Raw genomic sequence first — 15,810 nt, forward strand, 5'->3', positions numbered from 1 at the left:
CCTCAAAAACGGCCGTTCATCTGCGATTTACTGCGCTTCGCAGATAGCCTTCAGGGGTCCGACCCGAGTTGATTTACTGCGGAAGAGGCCCCGCCATGGCAGAGCTCCCCCCGGTCGAGTACGCCGTCGCCGTCGAGCGCTACCTGGCCGCCTCCGGGCTCGCCGAAGGCTCCCGGCGGATCTACCGGATCGCCCTGAACACCTGGGCCTGGGCCCTCGCCGACCGCCCCGCCCCCACCGGCCCCGACCGGCGGCGCGCCCGGCCGCCCGTCCTCCCGCTGGCCCTGCTCGACCACCCGGACGCCGCCCGCCGTCTGCGCACCGCCGCCGACCGCCGCCGCGCCGACACCGACCCGCGCACACTCAACCGCGAACTCTCCACCCTGCGCGCCGCCGTGGCCTGGTGGCGGGCCCAGCGCTGGCTCGACGACGACCCCACCACCGACCTGCACCCCGGCCCGCGGCCCGGACCGACCGTCACTCCCCTGACACCCGACGACCTGCGCGCCCTCTTCACCCTCCGCGCGCCCCTGCGCGAACAGTCGCTCTGGCACCTGCTCCACGAGTCAGGCGCCGCCATCGACACCGTCCTCGCCCTCGACACCGACGACCTCGACCTGCCCCGGCACCGCACCCTCCACCGGCCCGGCCGCACCCCCGTCCACTGGCGGAGCGGCACCGCCCGGCTGCTCCCCCTCCTCGTCGCCGGCCGCACCGCCGGCCCGCTCTTCCTCACCGACCGCCGCGCCCCCGCCGGCACCCCCGCCCCCGACCGCTGCCCCCACACCGGCCGCGCCCGCCTCTCCTACCGCCGCGCCGCCGAACTCCTCACCGCCCACACCACCCCCTTGACCCCCGGCGCCCACGGCTGGACCCTGCGTCAACTACGTCCCGGCGCACCTCCGTCACTGGATTCCGACGGCCGGGCACGACACCCTGGCACCCCCGATCGAAGGGACCCCGAGTGATCCCCGACAACGAGACCCGGCGGCGCCGGGAGGCCGTCAGCCGACTCGCCACGGAACAAGCGGTGCTGATCGAGACCGCGGAGAGCTCCGGCACCGGCTTCCTGGTCGCCCCCGACACCGTGCTGACCTGCGCCCACGTCGTCCGCTCCGACCCGCACCCGGCGGTGACGGTGCACGGGCGCACGCTCCGGGCCGAGGTGGTCGCCCGGGAACCGCGGCAGGACCCGGACGGCGGCATCTACGCGTACCCGGACCTCGCGGTGCTCCGGCTCCCCGAACCGCTGGACACCGCGGGCGTCTGGCTCGCCGATCAGTTGCCCCCCGGCGGCTCGGACGTGATCGTCCACGGATTCAGCGACGCGACCCTGGACGCCGGCACCCACCGGGACACCCTGTGCCTCTCCGTCGTCGGCCGCTCCGGCGAAGCGGGCCACTTCGTCCGGCTCAAGAGCGACCAGGTCGTCCAGGGGTTCAGCGGCAGCCTCGTGCTCGACCCCGCCACCGGGCGGGTGTGCGGAGTGCTCAAGACCTCCCGCGACGAGACGGCCGTCCTGGGCGGCTGGATGGTCCCCGTCGACGCGGTGCGGACCTGCTTCCCCGAACTGGCCCGGCGCAACGGACTCGGCCACCGGCCCGGCACGGCCTGGTACGACCTGGCGATGGACCGGGCCGGGCGCCAGGTCCGGCTCTTCGGGGCGTACGGACACCACCGGCCCCGCCAGACGCCCCGGCCGACCCCCGCCCAGCTGCTGACGCAGGGCGCGATGCCCTTCGTGGACCGCCCGGAACTCGCCGAACTGCGGGCCTGGTGCGCCGACGGGACCCCGCTGCTGCTGCGCCTGCTCCACGCGCCTGGCGGCTCCGGCAAGACCAGGCTCGCCGCCGAACTGTGCCGGCTGATGGCCGAGGACGGCTGGCTCGCGGGCTTCGTACAGCGCAGCAGCCTCGCGGGGGCGGGGTGGCTGGACGAGCTGACCACCGCCCTCGACGACGGTCTGGCGGTCCTCGCCGTCTTCGACTACGCCCAGGCCCGGCTGGAGGACATCCGCACCCTGGTGGACCACGTCTCGCGGTTCGGACCCGAGCAGCCCCGGCTGCGCCTGCTGCTGCTCGCCCGCACGGCCGAGCCCTTCTGGCGGGCGCTGCAGAGCGGCGTCGACGACTGGGCACTGGCCGACGCCAGCGTCGTGGAACTCCCCAGGACGATCCCCTCCGTCCCCTCCGCCTCCGCCTCCGCCACCGCCACCGCCACCGGGGACGCCTCACCCGCCGCGCTGGTCGTCTCGGCCTTCGAGGTCTTCGCCCGACGACTCGGCCACGACCGCCTGCCCGTACCGAGGAGCCTTCCGTCGCGCGCCGGGCGGGAGGACTCGCTGCTCGGCGTGCTGGCACTCGCGCTGGACGCCGTCCTCACCCTCGCCCGGGGAAGCAGCTGGTCCGGGCACGGCGATCCGCTCGAACGGCTCTGCGACCACGAGGTCCGGGTCTGGCACGCGCAGCTCACGGCGTGGCTGCCCGCGGAGCCGGCCCTGGCCGGCGAGGCCGGCCGGCTCCTGGCGGAAGGGCTCCTCCTCGTCCCGGTGCTCGCCCCCGGGCGACGCTCGGACCGGCTGATCGCCCTGCTGGAACGGGTCCGGGCCGAGGCGTTCCCCCACCATCCGCCCCTCAACATGAACGTCGTCAACGCCCTCCTGCGCATGCTCTACCCGGCCGAGGACGGCCTGGTCGCCCCCGTCGGCCCGAGCCGGATCGGCGAGATCCTGGTCCGACGGGTGCTGAGTACGCCGGAGAGCTCGGGACGCTCCGAGGAGTACCTGCTCGCCCTGCTGGACCCGCCGCACCCCGCCTCGCCGCAGCAGCGGATCGCGGCGGCCACCGAGACCGTGGAGATCCTCGCCCGCGCCCGCGGCTGCACCGGGGTGGGGCGGGTCGTGGACCACCCCGCCCACCCGGCCCTGGACGCCGCACTGGCCCGGAGCATCGCCGAGCGGCCCGACGCGCTCCTGCCGGCCCTGGCCGCCAACGGCGCCGTACTGCCGCACGCCGAACCGCTGGCGGCCCTCATGCTGCCCGCCGTACGGGCGTGCGGACCGGACGTCCTCGCCGCCGTCGAGAGCCGGCTGCCCGGCTACCCCTCCAGCATGTCGCCGGTGGCGGCGCTGGTCCTGAAGCGCCTGCTGGACCAGCCGGACCCCGAATTCGGCGAGGAGGACCAGCTGCGCAGGCTGCGCCGCCTCATCAGCTACAGCCTCCGGCTCGACGAGACCGCCGCGGACGGACCGGCCGCGGACGGACCGGCCCCGGGCGGACCGGCCCCGGGCGGACCGGCCTCGGACGGACCGGCCCCGGGCGGACCGGCCCCGGGCGGACCGGCCTCGGACGGACCGGCCCCGGGCGGACCGGCCCCCGGCGGACTCGGCGCGGACGGCGTCCGCCCCGGCGACTCGGCGCTGACCGCCGCCCAGCAGGCCGTCCGCCTCAGCCGGGACCTCGTCCGGCAGACCGGACGCCACCTCCCCGAGTACGCGAGGGCGCTCCACAACGTGAGCCTCCTGCTGCACCGCGCCCACCGGACCGAACCGGCGCTCGAACACGCCAGGTCGGCCGTCGCCCACTACGAGGAACTCCTCGCCGGGGCGGACGGGGACGACACCCTGCGCCAGACGTACCTCCTGGACACCGCGACGGTGCTGAGCACCCTGGCCCTGGTGCGGATGGAGGACGGCCAGGTGAGCGCCGCCCTCGACGCGGCCGCACACGGCGTCGAGCTGTGCGAGGAGGCCGAACCGGGGGCCCGGCAGGACGACACCCTGCTGACCTGCCTCCAACTCCTCGCCCGGTGCGGGCAACTGGCCGGCCGGCCCGTCGAGGCGGTGGCGGCCGGCTACCGGGCGCTCGCGCTGCTGCGCGAGCTCGCCGACCAGCAGCCCGGCCGCTACCTGGCCAGGCTCCCGGAGGCGTTGCACCGGCAGGCGATCAGCCTCGTCCGGGCCGGACGGGACGACGAGGCGTACCGCGCGCTGCGGGAAGCCGCACAGCTGCGCGCCGCCCTTCCGCCCGGCGACCGGCAACGGCTCGCCGCACAACGGTCCTCGCTCCGGATGCTGGTCCAACTCTCCTCGGAGATAACCGAGTTCACCGACGAGCGCGCACACTGGGTGGAGCAGCTGGCGACCATGGGCAATCATGGCAGGTGAGGCCGTCGCCACCTGCGGCCCTACGACGGCAGGTAGGAGCATGATGCCCACGGACTCTCAGGACCTCGCCGCGCCCGCCCCGATCCGACGCCGCCAGGCCGTCGAGGTCTTCGGGAACCGCTTCGGCCGGCTCTACAACGACGAGGTCGTCGCCCCGGGCGGCACGGCCGGCAACTACCTCCGGTGGCAGTGGTCGCAGACCGGCGTCGTCGTGGTGGCGACCGGCCCCGACGGCATCGCGCTGGTGCCCTCCTACCGCTACCCGGTCGGCGCCGCCTCGCTGGAGTTCCCGCGCGGCGGCTGCGAGCCCGGCGAACCCCCGGAGGAGGCCGCCGCGCGCGAGCTCAGGGAGGAGACCGGCCTCATCGCCTCCACCGTGGAGAGCCTCGGCCTGATCCACGCGGACACCGGCCTGATCGAGAACGGCATCCACGTCTGCCGCGCCACCGTGCTCCCCGGAGGCACCGCCACCGCCCGTCCGGAGGCCATGGAATCGGTGACCGACCCGGTCTGGGTCTCCCCCGACCTGATGGCGCGCTGGCTGCGGCAGGGCCGGATCACCTGCGGCGTCACCCTGGCCGCCTTCGCCCTCCTCCAGGCCCACCCCGACCCGCAGACCGGGACCGTCAGAGGGTGACCACCCGCTCGAAGGGGTCGAGCTCGCGCAACGGCCGCGGCTGGGCCCGGCGCTGCGGGTCCGGGCCCGCCGCACCCGGGCCGTTCACCACGTGGAGCGACAGGTCGCGAACGCCGTCGGTCGCCGGGGAGACCACCTCCAGGCCGGCCCCCAGCCGACCGGCGACCGGGTCCTCGTCCAGCCCGAAGCGCATCAGCCGGACCTCACCCCGCAAGTGCTCCCACGCCAGACCCCCGACACGGCGGAAGGTGCGCTCGAACGCCTCCAGCGTCCACGAGCTGAACTCGTCGACCGCCGAACGCAGCACCGCCGTGTCCGGCTGGATCCCCCGGCGCAGCCGCCCCAACTCCGCGACCAGGGCCACCCGGGAGGGCTGCTCGATCGCCTCGAACACCACCTCCACCGGAAGTTGGGACAGCAGCAGGTTGTCGAGCATCACCGCCGGGAACCCCGCGTACTCGACGAGTCGCCGGCTCCGGAAGACCGGGATGGTGCCCTCGCCGTCGCGCGGGCCGGCCATGCCGACGCCCAGGGCCTGCGGCAGCGCCCGCCGGTAGGACTCGCCGGCCCAGTCGTCCACCGACTGGAGCACGAGGACGAGTTCGGCGCTGCCCCCCGGGCGCGCGCTCCGGTAGTCGGCCAGCCAGTCCCGGAGTTGCTTGTAGAGCAGCGGATCCTGCTCGGAGACCCAGGCGCGAGCGGCTTCGAGGGCCTCCCGCGCGCTCCCGGCGAAGTCCCGCTCGGCGGCCTCGATCCGCGTCAGGACACCGGACTTGAACGCGGCGGCGACGGCCGACCCGTCGTACGGCACCGTGTGCGCGGACGACACCCCGGTCAGCCGCTCCACGTAGGGGACGTCGGGCGCGTTCTCCACGCCCTCGGCCCGGTGGCCGTCGCTGATCCGGTGCAGGGTCCCGCCCGCCCGCAGCGCGACCCGCAGCCGGCCTGCCTCCAGGAGGGCGCCGAAGTCCGAGAGCGCCGCCGTACCCGGGGACCAGCGGACCTTCCGCGCCTCCTCGGCGTCGACGAGTGCCCGGAAGTACCTGTTGTTGAGGCCCTGCGAGTCGCCGATCAGCAGGGTGTCGGCGAAGAGGACATGCAGCAGGACCCGCGACCGCAGGTCCGAGGCCCGGTCGATCGGCGCCGCCGCGTGCGGCTCCACATCGGAGAGGTAGATGCGTTCGGTACCCGCCGCCCGCTGTCCCATATCCATGGCCTGCCACCCCTCGGCGCCCGATACAGTTCCCCTCGCGAAGAAGAAGGATAGGCCCACGGCCCGGGCCGGTCACCGGTTTTCCGGCAATTCGACCCCGGCAACGGCACCCCTTGGAGGAGAAATGTCGGAGCTTGTCCAAGTAGTGACGCCCGAGGGGACATTCTGGGCCCGCATCGAGGAGCAGCGCGGGCCCAGGGACGTCGCCCTGCGCCGCCCCAGCTACCAGCTGGACGACCTCGCGAGCACCCTCCAGACCGTGGTCGGCAACGTGCGATCCGGCCTGCGGGCGGCCGCCCCCGACGAATTCACGCTCGAATTCGGAATCGAGCTCTCCGTCAAGACGGGAGTCCTCGTGAGCGCGGTGACGGGAGTCGACGGAAAGGCCAGCCTGAAGGTGACGGCAACCTGGCGGAAAAGCGGCGAGACCGCCCTTTCCGGCCCGCCGAACGAACCGGAGGAATCGGAGGAATCCGATGACTCGAACGAACCCACCGAATCCGGCGAACCGGGCGAATCCGCACCCGAACCCACCTGATCGACCGCCACGCACCACCCCACGGCCTGCGGCACGCCCCGGCAACGACGAAGGGCCGGCTCCGCCGGATCACTCCGGCGAGCCGGCCCTTCGGGCACCGGTCGCATTGCTTCCTACGCGAGCCCCCTGTCGGGTTCGAACCGACGACCCCCGCTTTACAAGAGCCTCGGAAGGTCTCACGGTCCATCCCCCGACGTCCCACTCTTCCCCTCCGCCGCAGGTCAGAGGGTATGTGACCACCCATCGGGTCACTGCCTCTCACGAGGCTTCACGGTCCTTGTGTCCCCACCACGTCCCCACGGGGACACCCTGCGAGGCGCTTTCAGACCTCCGTGGCACTCACCCCCAGGTCGGCTCTGGTCCGCGAACGCGCGACCAGGGCTTCACCATTCCGGAGCAAAACGGCTCCGCCCCCAGTGCTCGGGGCGGAGCCGTTGTCGCCCGCCTACTGCGGGTCGGAGCCTTCGCCCATCTTAGGCGCTTGCCAGTCCGCTTGGTCGCGTCCAACCACCCCCCGGTCGAACTCCCACTCCGTCCGAACCTCCCGGAGCACGTCCTGAACGCCGGCGGGGTCGGCGTTGATCATGAACAGTTCCTCCAGCCTGTTGGCCATCTCGTACATCGGGTCCACGGCCTGCGCCTCGCGCAGCGCAACCATCGCCATGGCGGGGGACTCGTAGAGCCAGGAGTTCCATGTGAGGAGGACCAGGGGGGCGGCGGCAAGGTGCCGACGTGGCTTGCCGATGCGCGCGGCGAGGTCTTGCCAGAGGCGTACGGCGGCCGAACGTTCCGCGGGCTCGGAGTAGGACAGCGCCAGGTCTCGAAACTCCCGGTCGGTCAGGGCGACGATGAGCTGGGCTGCCTCCTCCTCGCTGGGCCTGTCTCCGGAGGCAGCGCAGGCCAGGCATCGGTGTAGGAGGTCGTACCGTGCCATCTCGGGCAGAGGGTTGGCCTCGGCTGTACTCAGTGCCGCGTGGAAGCTTGTGGTGTCGGTGCCGCCCGCCGGCCGTATCTTCGCTTCGAGGGCGGAGCGGCCGGAGGCGACGGTGCGACCCGCGACGATCAGCGCGGTGCCGACCGGCCCGGGGTTGTCCATGCCGCGCACCGGAGTCCCCTTCGTCTGGCAGCAGTCCGGCTTGGTGCAGAAGAAGGAGCTCCAGGCACCGTCGGAGACAAGCAGGGCCTCCATAACGCCTATTGCGTCTTCCTCGGCGGCTTTGGTCAGCGACTCGGCAAGAGGTGCGAGGGCGTCGACGATGATCGAGCGATCGGTGTCGGCGGCCGGGTCGCGGTAGAGCGCGATGGCGATCCGGTGCAGGTCGACGCCGTGGCCGACATAGACGCTGATGAGTGCCGCCATGGCCTCGTCGGCGGCCTGCTCGACGTCGCCGGACTCGGGGAGGGCCATCCTGATGAGTCCCGCCATGCAGCCGTCGCCGTCGATTCCGGCGAGGACGATGCTGTTCTCCGGCTGGAAGCCGAGGTTGTAGGGGATGGACTCGGCGAGGTCGGCCGGTCCGCGGAGTCGGGCGGTTACCTGGTTGGTCACTTGGTGTCGTCCTTTCGGGTGGTGGGCTTGGGCAGGCGCGTCAAGCGCGCCGAGGGAAGCGGCTGCTTCTCGCGCCACTTGGGGGCGGTGGCGGCGTACTTGGGCTTGACGGTGAGGGCGCGGATCAGGTGCTTGGTGGCGAGGGTGAGCAGCGCCTTGTGCGGGTTGATGGTGGTGCCGAGGTTGAGGACGGCGTGCCAGGTGCGGCCGGACGGCAGTCGCGCGTCCTGGGCGGTCTGGGCCTTGGCGGCTTCGGACGGGGTGGCTGCGGCCGGCAGCTCGGGCAGGGGGCCGGCGGTGATCCAGGTCTGAAGGCGGTGGCCGTGCGTCTGGATGCGCAGGCCGAGGCGGTGGCCGTCGGGGTGGGTGAGGTAGATGGCGCCGTTGTAGCCGCTGATGTTGTAGTTCGTGTTCCAGTCGGGGAGTTCGGCGGCGAGCTGCTCCGCGAAGGTGCGGGCGGATGGGCTGGTCATGCGGTCCTTTCCAGGGGTTGGGTGAGGTTGGTGAGGAGGCGCAGCGCCTTGCGCTGCGCGGCTTCGGTGGCGGCCTGCTGGAAGACGCGGTTGCGGTGGGCGATGATCGCGGCGCGCTCGGCGCGGGCGCGGGTGGGCCAGTCGGGTTCGGTGAGCGAGTTGGCCTTGGCGACGACGACGTTGGGCCCGAGGCCCCAGACGATGGAGTTGACCGCGCAGCAGGCGACGGCCAGTTCGTCGATGTCGTTGGCGTACCAGTGGTGGTCGGCAGAGTTGAGGCCGGTGTCGCGCAGGTGGTTGGCGGCGGCCCGGAGCATGGCGCCGGAGCCTGCGGCCGGGTCGTGGATGCTCGCGCCCGGCTTGAGGTCGTGGGCGTTGATGATCACGCTGGCCATGAGGTCGCACACCGCTTCGGGTGTGTGGAACTCGCCGTCGGCGAGGCGCTTGGCCTTGCTGTGCATGTCCATGATGAGGCGGGAGAGGACGTCGGTGTCCGAGCGGTGGCCGGGGTCCTTGTGGCCGGTGACGTCGAGCAGTCCGCTGTTGATCGCGGCGTGGGCGACCTGGTGGGCCGCGTGGACGAGATCGGGGTCGGGCTCTTCCTCGTTGAGCCAGTCGTGGAGTGGGCGGGTGCGCTCGATCAGGAAGGGCTCGCTGAACCAGTGGTGGGCCCAGATTCGGCGCAGCATCACCGCGAGTTCGTCGGGGCTGAGTTCGAGGATCTGGTCTCCGAGGTCGGGCCCGTCTTCTTCGGCTGGAGCGACCAGGGCGAGCGCGGCGACGACGCCGATGGGTATGGCGTGTTGGGAGCCGCCTCGCGCCCTGAACCAGGCGTTGGTGACGTCCTCCGCGAGGCGGGTGGCGATCTCACGGTGGCTGGCGAAGGGCGCGCGCCGGTGCTGGCCGGTGCGGGTCTTGGGCTCGGGGGGTTCGGCGGCGGCTTGCTGTGCCGCCTGGACCCAGGCGGGCAGGGGGCGGGGTACGACGAGCGGGGCGACGCCGGGCAAGAGGGTCATGTTCATCCTTTCTGGCGCCTTAAGTCGTGTCACCTATCTCTGGGGCGCCGGGGGCTGCATGCGGACAGCCCCCGGCTTCCGGGCTGGTGGTGCGGCGGGTCAGGCGGGGCGGTGTTCGTCCCCGTCTCGGGCGGCCAGAGCGGCCTGGACGTGTTCGCGCGGGCATGCCCCGAGGAGGCCCGTCTCGGCGTCGGCGCGGGTGAGCCAACCGGCGAGGCGCAGGACGTTCTCGTAGCCGCTGGTTCCGCCGGCGAAGCCGGGCCGTATCGGGGCGTCGCGGTCAGGGGCGATGAACACCCATCCGGGGAGTTCGGCATCCGCGGGGAGGACCTGGAAGCCGTGCCCGCGCGGGGAGTCGATCGGGGGCAGGCCTGCGGCGGTGAGGATCGCGACGGCGGCCTGGACCTGGGGGTGGTCGGCGTCCTCGGGCGCGCATCCTGCGGACGGCGCGGTGTGCGGCGTGCTGGGGTGCGCGGCGTCGTGGACGGCTTCCACGAGTTGGGCGTCGGCGTCGCGGCGGAGGAGTCGGAACGAGGCGGCGGCGATCAGGGTGACGGCGTATCCGTCGGCGAATGCCATCCGCAGGTACGCCTCGGGGCTGAGGGTGGGGTGGTGCTGGTTCCGGTGGGCCTTGAGGGCTTCGCGGATCGTCCGGTAGCCGATCCCCACGACTTCGGCGGGCAGGTTGAGCTGTTCGGCCAGGCACTGGACCGCGCTGGGGCGGGTGTTCATGGTGTTCGTCCTTCGCTTATGGCTCCGCCCCGGCCGGTGGCCGGGGCGGAGGGGTTGGGTGGGGGGCGCCCCGGCTTTCGCCGGGGCGCCTGCTGGTCAGTGGCGCTTGGGGCGGGGGCGACGTCCGCCGCAGCCGGCGTGGCCGCAGCCGCCGCAGAATCCGCCTCGGTTGCATTCGCACGGGCAGGCCATTTCCGCTTCCTTTCTCCGATCCGGGCTTTTCCCGAATTCCATACTTATATCTTAGTCGCAATAACCGCCTATTCAATAGCTAGCCATAGGTAATTCAATAATTAATTCGACTTTCCGGGCACTGTGAATTTCGCCGCTTCCTGTGCCCTGCGACGGCGGCGGCGTTCGCGCTGGTAGTCGCGCTGCGCCTGGCGGCACGCCGAGCAGGCTCGTTCGCCGTGCCGGGAGTGGGAGCGGGCTCCGGCCGGGGTGCCGCACGCGGCCCGGAGAGGGGGCTCCTCTGGCGCGGGGCCGATTCCGTGTGCGGAGGCGATCGCCCGTCCGTCGAGCCAGAGGTGACCGCCGCACACCCCGTCGAAACCGCTCTGGCTCGGCGCGACGCGGGCGATGCATTCGGAGCGGAACGGGCAGTCCCGGCACAGCGCCAGGAGCTCGAACACGTCGGCGAGCATGGCGAAGCGACTGGCGGCCGGCCCGTCGGCGGGGGCGAAGCGCAGGTCGCCCCGGCAGGGTGCCCGGTCGGTCCAGTTCGTTTCGGCGGCGGTCACGGAGGTCAGCTCAGGACCTCCATCAGCCGGTTGCCGATGAACGCCGCGGCGTTGACGGAGACCGCGTTCCCGGCCTGCTTGGTCCGCTCGCCCTTGGTGCCCTTGACGATGTACTCGCTGGGGAACCGCTGCGCCCCGAGCTGCTCTTCAGGCTGGAGCATGCGGAAGTGGCAGTCCTCGACGGCTTCGGCGAGCGAGGCGAGGCCGGCGGAGTCACGGGTGGAGAGGGTGTGCACCGGCTCAGCCGCCGTCTTCACCGCGGCGCGGCGGTACGGGATGACCAGGGTGTTGCGGGCCCGGTCGCGGGCAATCTGCCGGGTCGCGCCGGGAACGGTCAGGCCGTGGTGGCGGGCGGTGGCGATGGTGGACAACGGTTCGCCCAGGGATCGCGCCGTGCCGTTGCGGCGCATGTCCACGACGAAGGGTGGCACCGTCACCAGCGCCTCGGTCTCACGCGTCATCCTGGTGCGCATCGGCTCGGCCGTGCTCTCGGGGCTGTCCGCCCAGGTGCCACCGACGGGCACGAGCAGGCCTTCGCCCTGCTTGGCGCAGCGCACGGGCAGCGGCACCTCGCCTGCGGCCGTCGCCCGGCCGTCGTGGCCGCCGTGGTTGAGGGTGAGCACCGAGGCCCGGTCCGGGAACAACTCCAGCCCCCGGCGGATGCGCTCGATGGTCTTCGCGGCGAGCGGCCGGGGCCGGTCCCCGATCCGCCCACCGAGGTTGGACCAGTCGATGACGTCGGCGGCCGGGCGCACGTACGGTTCGACGATCGCGTGGCGGCACGTGGTGTTCGGGCAGCGGAAGTCGTACTGGGAGCGGTACTTGCCGATCGTGCGACCGTTGCGCCAGGTCTGGACGGCGTCCACGTCGGTGCCGCAGCCGAAGCAGTGCGCGCGCGGGCTGACCGTGAGGTCCGGCAGGCGGATGCCCTTGCGGGTGAAGACGATGTACAGCCTGTCGCGCCACTGCGGCGCGGGCAGGTTGCCGGGCCCTCCGAGGTGCGCCGAACTGGCCGAGACGATCTGGTGGTTGTAGCCGAGGAGGGTCATGCCGTCCAGCCACCACTTGAACAACGGCCAGTCGGTCGCGAATTCGGTGACGTTCTCGACCACGACGGCCGAGTAGCGGTGGACTTCCACCGCTCGGATGACGTCGGTGGCGGTGACCCTGGTCCGGACGAACGCTTCCGCGTCGACGGGGCCGTCCTCCAGGAGGAGGAGCTGCCCTTCGGGTATGCGGCGGCGCCCGCCGGCGGGCGATATCTCGGTGCAGATGGGACTCGCCCAGAGGACGTCGGTCTTCGGCAGGCGCCGCATGTCGAGGCCGCTGGTGTCGGTGAGCAGGTGATCGGCGAGGCGGTGGTTCGCCGCGTGGGTTTCCAGGGCGGTGCGCCAGTGGTTGATGGCCAGGACTAGCGAGAAGCCGGCCTCGACGAGGCCGGTGCTGCTCCCGCCGGCCCCGCAGAACAGGTCGGTGAAGGTGAGAGACATGGGGTTCCAAGAGGCATGGGCTGGCCCGCCCACCCGGGCGGGCGGGCCAGCGGGTGGGTCAGCGCAGGGACGGGCAGTTCGCGGCGCGGGCGAGGAGGAGCAGGTGCATCTGCTGTCCGCGGTCCTCGCCGGACTGGCGGGCGGCCTCGGCGCGGGCGGTCAGTTCGTCGACGGCCACCCGGGTGGCCGGGTGCTCGAACAGGCAGCGGCAGGCCGCCGGCCTCCCGTCCGTCTCGCGGTCACGGCCGATCGCGCGGGCAAGCGACTGCTGGGCGTAGGCCATGGCGCGGGTCAGCGGTGCGGGCAGCGCGTGCCGCCGCGTGCGCGTTCCGGCCTCCGACCACTGGGGGCCGAGTTCGGGTACGACCCAGAGGATGTCGCTGGGCAGGCTGCGCAGGGCGGGGTGCTGGTAGCTGGGGGTGTGAGCGACGGCGTCGCCGTCGAACTGCTTGATGTCGTCCATGAGAGGTCTCCAGGTAGGCCCGGCCCGCTGAAGGGCGGCGGGCCGGGCGGTGAGTCAGCGGGCGGTGCGACGGTGGGCGCCTCGGCGTGCGGTGCGGCGCTCCCAAGCGCGCTGTTCGATGGCGGCGGCGGTGAGCAGGCCGAGGGCCAGGAGGCCGGCGGCGAGTAAGCCGAGGGAGATCACTCCGCGCCCTCCCGGCCGGTCACGGCGGGCCCGGACCGGTTCAGCTCGGCCAGGTCGATCCAGGTGTGGAAGATGGCCGTTCCCCGGCTCCAGAGCGTCCGGGGCCAGTCCGCGCTGGGGTGTGCCCACAGCCGGGCCCAGCCGTCGCGGCGCAGCTTGTCACTGTGGCTTCGGTGCGCGTGGAGGGCAGAGGCCAGGTCGGCGTACTGCCCGTAGTCGGCCACGTCGCCGAAGCGAGCGTCGGCGGCGCCGCTGGAGTGGAGGACTACCGGGTGTCCGGCGGACGGCGGTTCGATGAGACCGTTCTGGGCGAGGTATCGGTCCGTTGCGACCAGCAGCGGGGACAGGATGGCGCTGGCCTGTCGGGCGGTCCCGCTCGGCGTGGAGTCGTAGACGAGGACGGGCGCCCGCTCGCTCTTCGGCTCGTGCTGGACGAGCCAGTTCAGGACGTTCTCGGGGTGCAGCGGGAGGCCGGTCTCGGTGGTGATGGTGAGCCGGCTGCCGTCCGGCAGGGCGGCGGTGATGCGCCGGTTTCCCTTGGCGGCGTTCTTGATGTCCACCACGAGGCCGCGGGCGCGCAGCGGGGTGATCAGGTGTGTGTACCGGTAGTGGACGAGGCGCCAGGTGGGATCGGTGTCCCGACCACTGGGCAGGGGTGCGAGGTTCATTGGGTCTCCAAGAGGGGCGCCGGGCCGTCGCGCGGCCCGGCGCCGAGGGGGTCAGACTGCGGCGATCCGCAGGACGGCGATGTCAGGGCCGAGGGCCCAGACGGACAGGCGGAGGGCGGGCTGGGGCTCCGGGCCCTCGGCCGGCGGCCAGGTCGGCGCGTAGATCCGCGTCCACAGCTCGGCCGTGAAGCTCTCGCTGTGGGCGTCGAACACCTCGTTCGCCTCGACGGGGTTCGCGCAGGGATGCGTGTCCGTCTGCGAGCCGAACGGGGTGTAGATCGTGCTGAGCACCCGATAGGTCCGGCCGGCGGGGCGCAGCCGGGCGATCCGGGCGAGCACCGGGTCGATGGCACCGCCGTTGCTTCGGTGCGCGCCGTCGCGGGTCGAGTTGTAGAGCACGGTGATCGGCCCGTTGGCGCCCTCGGGCTGGCGGATCATCAGCCAGCCGGCCACCTCGCGCGGGTCGAGGGGCAGGCCGTCGGCGGTACCGATGTGCAGCTCGGTGCCGTCGCCGAGGGTGGCGCGGATGAAGTGAGCGCCCTCGGACAGCTCCACGTCGGTCACCCAGCCCTTCTCGCGCAGCGGGGTGATCAGGGGGGCGTAGTTGGCGTAGAGCCTCTGCCAGAGCGCGTCGTGCACTCGGTAGTGGTCGGGCAGGGGTGCGAGTTTCGCGTTGTGCGACATCAGGTCTCCAAGAGGTTGAACCACTTGAGTCGTGCCACCTATCTCTAGAACGGCAGGAGCGCGATCTGGGCGGGGCCGGAGGTCACCCGCAGGCGGACCTCCAGGATGATCGTGCTGCCGTCGAACGAGCAGGTGGCGACGGGCAGGCCGTCCCGCATCGCCAGGGAGACCACACCCCCGGGCGTAGCCAGCTCGTACGCGGTGCGGACGAGTTCGGCGGCCGCCTCGGACAGCGGCAGCGGGTCCGGCAGGCTGGCCTGCTCGCAGGTGCCGCAGGGGCAGTTGATGGTCACGACCTCCACCAGGTAGCGGCGGGGGATTCGAATGACGCTCACTCGACTCTCCGATGTGTCAGGGATTCCCGTTGAATCCGTTACTTATATCTTAGTCGCAAAGCGACCTGGGTCAATGGTTGTTGATCAAGGTTTCGCGCGGGTGCGGGCCGCCCGGGCGATGTCCTTCGCCGCCTTGAACGCCTCCGCCACGGCGACCGGTTCGGAGTCGATCCGCTGCCGCCGCTCGCGCTGCTCGTCGGCGAACGCCCGCACCCAGTCCTCGGCGTCCCGCCGGTCGGCCTCGGCCATCGCCCGGCGCTGCGCCTCGCGCCGGGCCCGGGGGCTCGTTCCACAGCTCCGGCAGTTCGCCGCCGGGCGCGTGTGCTTCGGGCACCCGGAGCCCTGCCCTTGACGAGGTTGCGCAGCGGACTCCCCTGCGACGTCAGCCGCGGGGGTAGGGGGGAAAGGAAGAGGAGAGGACGGAACAGGAAGAACAGGGGTTTCCGTCGGGGAACCCCCGGGGTCACCCGGAGGAAACCCCGGGGGTTGCCCATCGGGAACCCCGGGCGTCTTGGTGGCAGGGTTCCCATCCGGAAACCCTGCCTCGCCAGGGTTTCCCTTCGGCAACCCGGCTGCTCGGCCCTTTCGGCGTCGGGAACCGCCGGCCTCGGGGTTCCCGTTCGGCGACCCAGGGACTTCCGGGCCCGGCGCGGGCGTCGACGCTTCCCGGCCGTGCGCCCGCGCCTGGACGTCGGCGTGCGTCCGGGCGGGGGCGTCCGGCTTCTTCCTCGGCACGGAGGCCCGTGCCAGCCGCGAGTTCTTCGGGGCGCTCTCCCTGGCCGCACGGCGGGCCTCCAGCTCCTCCGTGCTCGGAATCGGCGGCACACCGAGGGGGAAGACCCGGTACTCGGCGCGTTGTCCCGCCCTGCCGACCTTCACCCGCTCGACCAGGCCGCGACCGATCAGATCGGTGATGATCCTCAC

Annotated in this window: 17 protein-coding genes; 4 read left to right on the top strand and 13 right to left on the bottom strand. The window is 72.6% G+C overall.

The window, feature by feature from the left end:
• Window positions 1-95 precede the first annotated feature (95 nt).
• Genes AB0O82_RS10545 through AB0O82_RS10555 form a run of 3 tightly spaced genes read left to right on the top strand, consistent with a single transcriptional unit; the run spans window position 96 to window position 4,802 of the window.
• Window positions 96-968 carry a hypothetical protein gene (locus tag AB0O82_RS10545; RefSeq protein ID WP_363582186.1) on the top strand — a complete coding sequence of 291 codons (873 nt, stop codon included), beginning with the start codon at window positions 96-98 and terminating at the stop codon, window positions 966-968.
• Window positions 965-4,165: a trypsin-like peptidase domain-containing protein gene (locus AB0O82_RS10550; protein WP_363582188.1), complete on the top strand. Its 3,201-nt coding sequence runs from the start codon at window positions 965-967 to the stop codon at window positions 4,163-4,165. The genes AB0O82_RS10545 and AB0O82_RS10550 overlap by 4 nt, the downstream gene beginning before the upstream one ends.
• 43 nt (window positions 4,166-4,208) lie before the next feature.
• Window positions 4,209-4,802: an NUDIX hydrolase gene (locus AB0O82_RS10555; RefSeq protein ID WP_363582190.1), complete on the top strand. Its 594-nt coding sequence runs from the start codon at window positions 4,209-4,211 to the stop codon at window positions 4,800-4,802.
• Here AB0O82_RS10555 and AB0O82_RS10560 read toward each other — a convergent pair.
• Complete coding sequence (locus tag AB0O82_RS10560) at window positions 4,792-6,015, bottom strand: hypothetical protein (protein WP_363582192.1); 1,224 nt, start codon at window positions 6,013-6,015, stop codon at window positions 4,792-4,794. The two genes, AB0O82_RS10555 and AB0O82_RS10560, sit on opposite strands and share 11 nt — an antisense overlap.
• A gap of 124 nt (window positions 6,016-6,139) precedes the next feature.
• On the opposite strand from AB0O82_RS10560, the gene AB0O82_RS10565 reads away from it, so the two are divergent.
• Window positions 6,140-6,553 (top strand): CU044_2847 family protein, encoded by a 414-nt coding sequence (locus AB0O82_RS10565; protein WP_363582194.1) that lies wholly within the window; start codon window positions 6,140-6,142, stop codon window positions 6,551-6,553.
• A gap of 445 nt (window positions 6,554-6,998) precedes the next feature.
• Here the strand turns inward: AB0O82_RS10565 and AB0O82_RS10570 are convergent, their stop codons facing one another.
• The 12 genes from AB0O82_RS10570 to AB0O82_RS10625 all read right to left on the bottom strand — a co-directional run bounded on the left by AB0O82_RS10570 (window position 6,999) and on the right by AB0O82_RS10625 (window position 15,135).
• A complete protein-coding gene (locus AB0O82_RS10570; protein WP_363582196.1) occupies window positions 6,999-8,102 on the bottom strand; it encodes a DUF4192 domain-containing protein in 1,104 nt (367 codons plus the stop codon).
• Window positions 8,099-8,575 (bottom strand): hypothetical protein, encoded by a 477-nt coding sequence (locus AB0O82_RS10575; RefSeq protein WP_363582198.1) that lies wholly within the window; start codon window positions 8,573-8,575, stop codon window positions 8,099-8,101. Before AB0O82_RS10575 ends, AB0O82_RS10570 begins: the two co-directional genes overlap by 4 nt.
• A complete protein-coding gene (locus AB0O82_RS10580; RefSeq protein WP_363582200.1) occupies window positions 8,572-9,591 on the bottom strand; it encodes an N-6 DNA methylase in 1,020 nt (339 codons plus the stop codon). The genes AB0O82_RS10575 and AB0O82_RS10580 overlap by 4 nt, the downstream gene beginning before the upstream one ends.
• 99 nt (window positions 9,592-9,690) lie before the next feature.
• Window positions 9,691-10,323 carry a hypothetical protein gene (locus AB0O82_RS10585; RefSeq protein ID WP_363582202.1) on the bottom strand — a complete coding sequence of 211 codons (633 nt, stop codon included), beginning with the start codon at window positions 10,321-10,323 and terminating at the stop codon, window positions 9,691-9,693.
• Between the two features lie 293 nt (window positions 10,324-10,616).
• Window positions 10,617-11,063 (bottom strand): hypothetical protein, encoded by a 447-nt coding sequence (locus tag AB0O82_RS10590; protein ID WP_363582204.1) that lies wholly within the window; start codon window positions 11,061-11,063, stop codon window positions 10,617-10,619.
• 5 nt (window positions 11,064-11,068) lie between these two features.
• Window positions 11,069-12,553: a DNA cytosine methyltransferase gene (locus AB0O82_RS10595; protein ID WP_363582206.1), complete on the bottom strand. Its 1,485-nt coding sequence runs from the start codon at window positions 12,551-12,553 to the stop codon at window positions 11,069-11,071.
• Window positions 12,554-12,611: 58 nt separating this feature from the next.
• On the bottom strand, window positions 12,612-13,016 hold the full coding sequence (locus tag AB0O82_RS10600) for a hypothetical protein (protein ID WP_363582208.1): 405 nt from the start codon (window positions 13,014-13,016) through the stop codon (window positions 12,612-12,614).
• 54 nt (window positions 13,017-13,070) lie between these two features.
• Entirely contained in the window at window positions 13,071-13,199 is a 129-nt protein-coding gene (locus AB0O82_RS10605; RefSeq protein ID WP_363582210.1) for a hypothetical protein, read from the bottom strand.
• Window positions 13,196-13,867, bottom strand: a complete 672-nt coding sequence (locus tag AB0O82_RS10610) for a hypothetical protein (protein ID WP_363582212.1) — start codon at window positions 13,865-13,867, stop codon at window positions 13,196-13,198. The genes AB0O82_RS10605 and AB0O82_RS10610 overlap by 4 nt, the downstream gene beginning before the upstream one ends.
• Window positions 13,868-13,918: 51 nt before the next feature.
• Window positions 13,919-14,551 (bottom strand): hypothetical protein, encoded by a 633-nt coding sequence (locus tag AB0O82_RS10615; RefSeq protein ID WP_363582214.1) that lies wholly within the window; start codon window positions 14,549-14,551, stop codon window positions 13,919-13,921.
• A 44-nt stretch (window positions 14,552-14,595) separates the two neighbouring features.
• Entirely contained in the window at window positions 14,596-14,886 is a 291-nt protein-coding gene (locus tag AB0O82_RS10620; RefSeq protein WP_363582216.1) for a hypothetical protein, read from the bottom strand.
• Window positions 14,887-14,970: 84 nt separating this feature from the next.
• Window positions 14,971-15,135: a hypothetical protein gene (locus tag AB0O82_RS10625; protein ID WP_363582218.1), complete on the bottom strand. Its 165-nt coding sequence runs from the start codon at window positions 15,133-15,135 to the stop codon at window positions 14,971-14,973.
• Window positions 15,136-15,810: the final 675 nt, after the last annotated feature.

The sequence above is a fragment of the Kitasatospora sp. NPDC088264 genome (assembly GCF_040685715.1).
Classification (GTDB): Bacteria; Actinomycetota; Actinomycetes; order Streptomycetales; family Streptomycetaceae; genus Kitasatospora.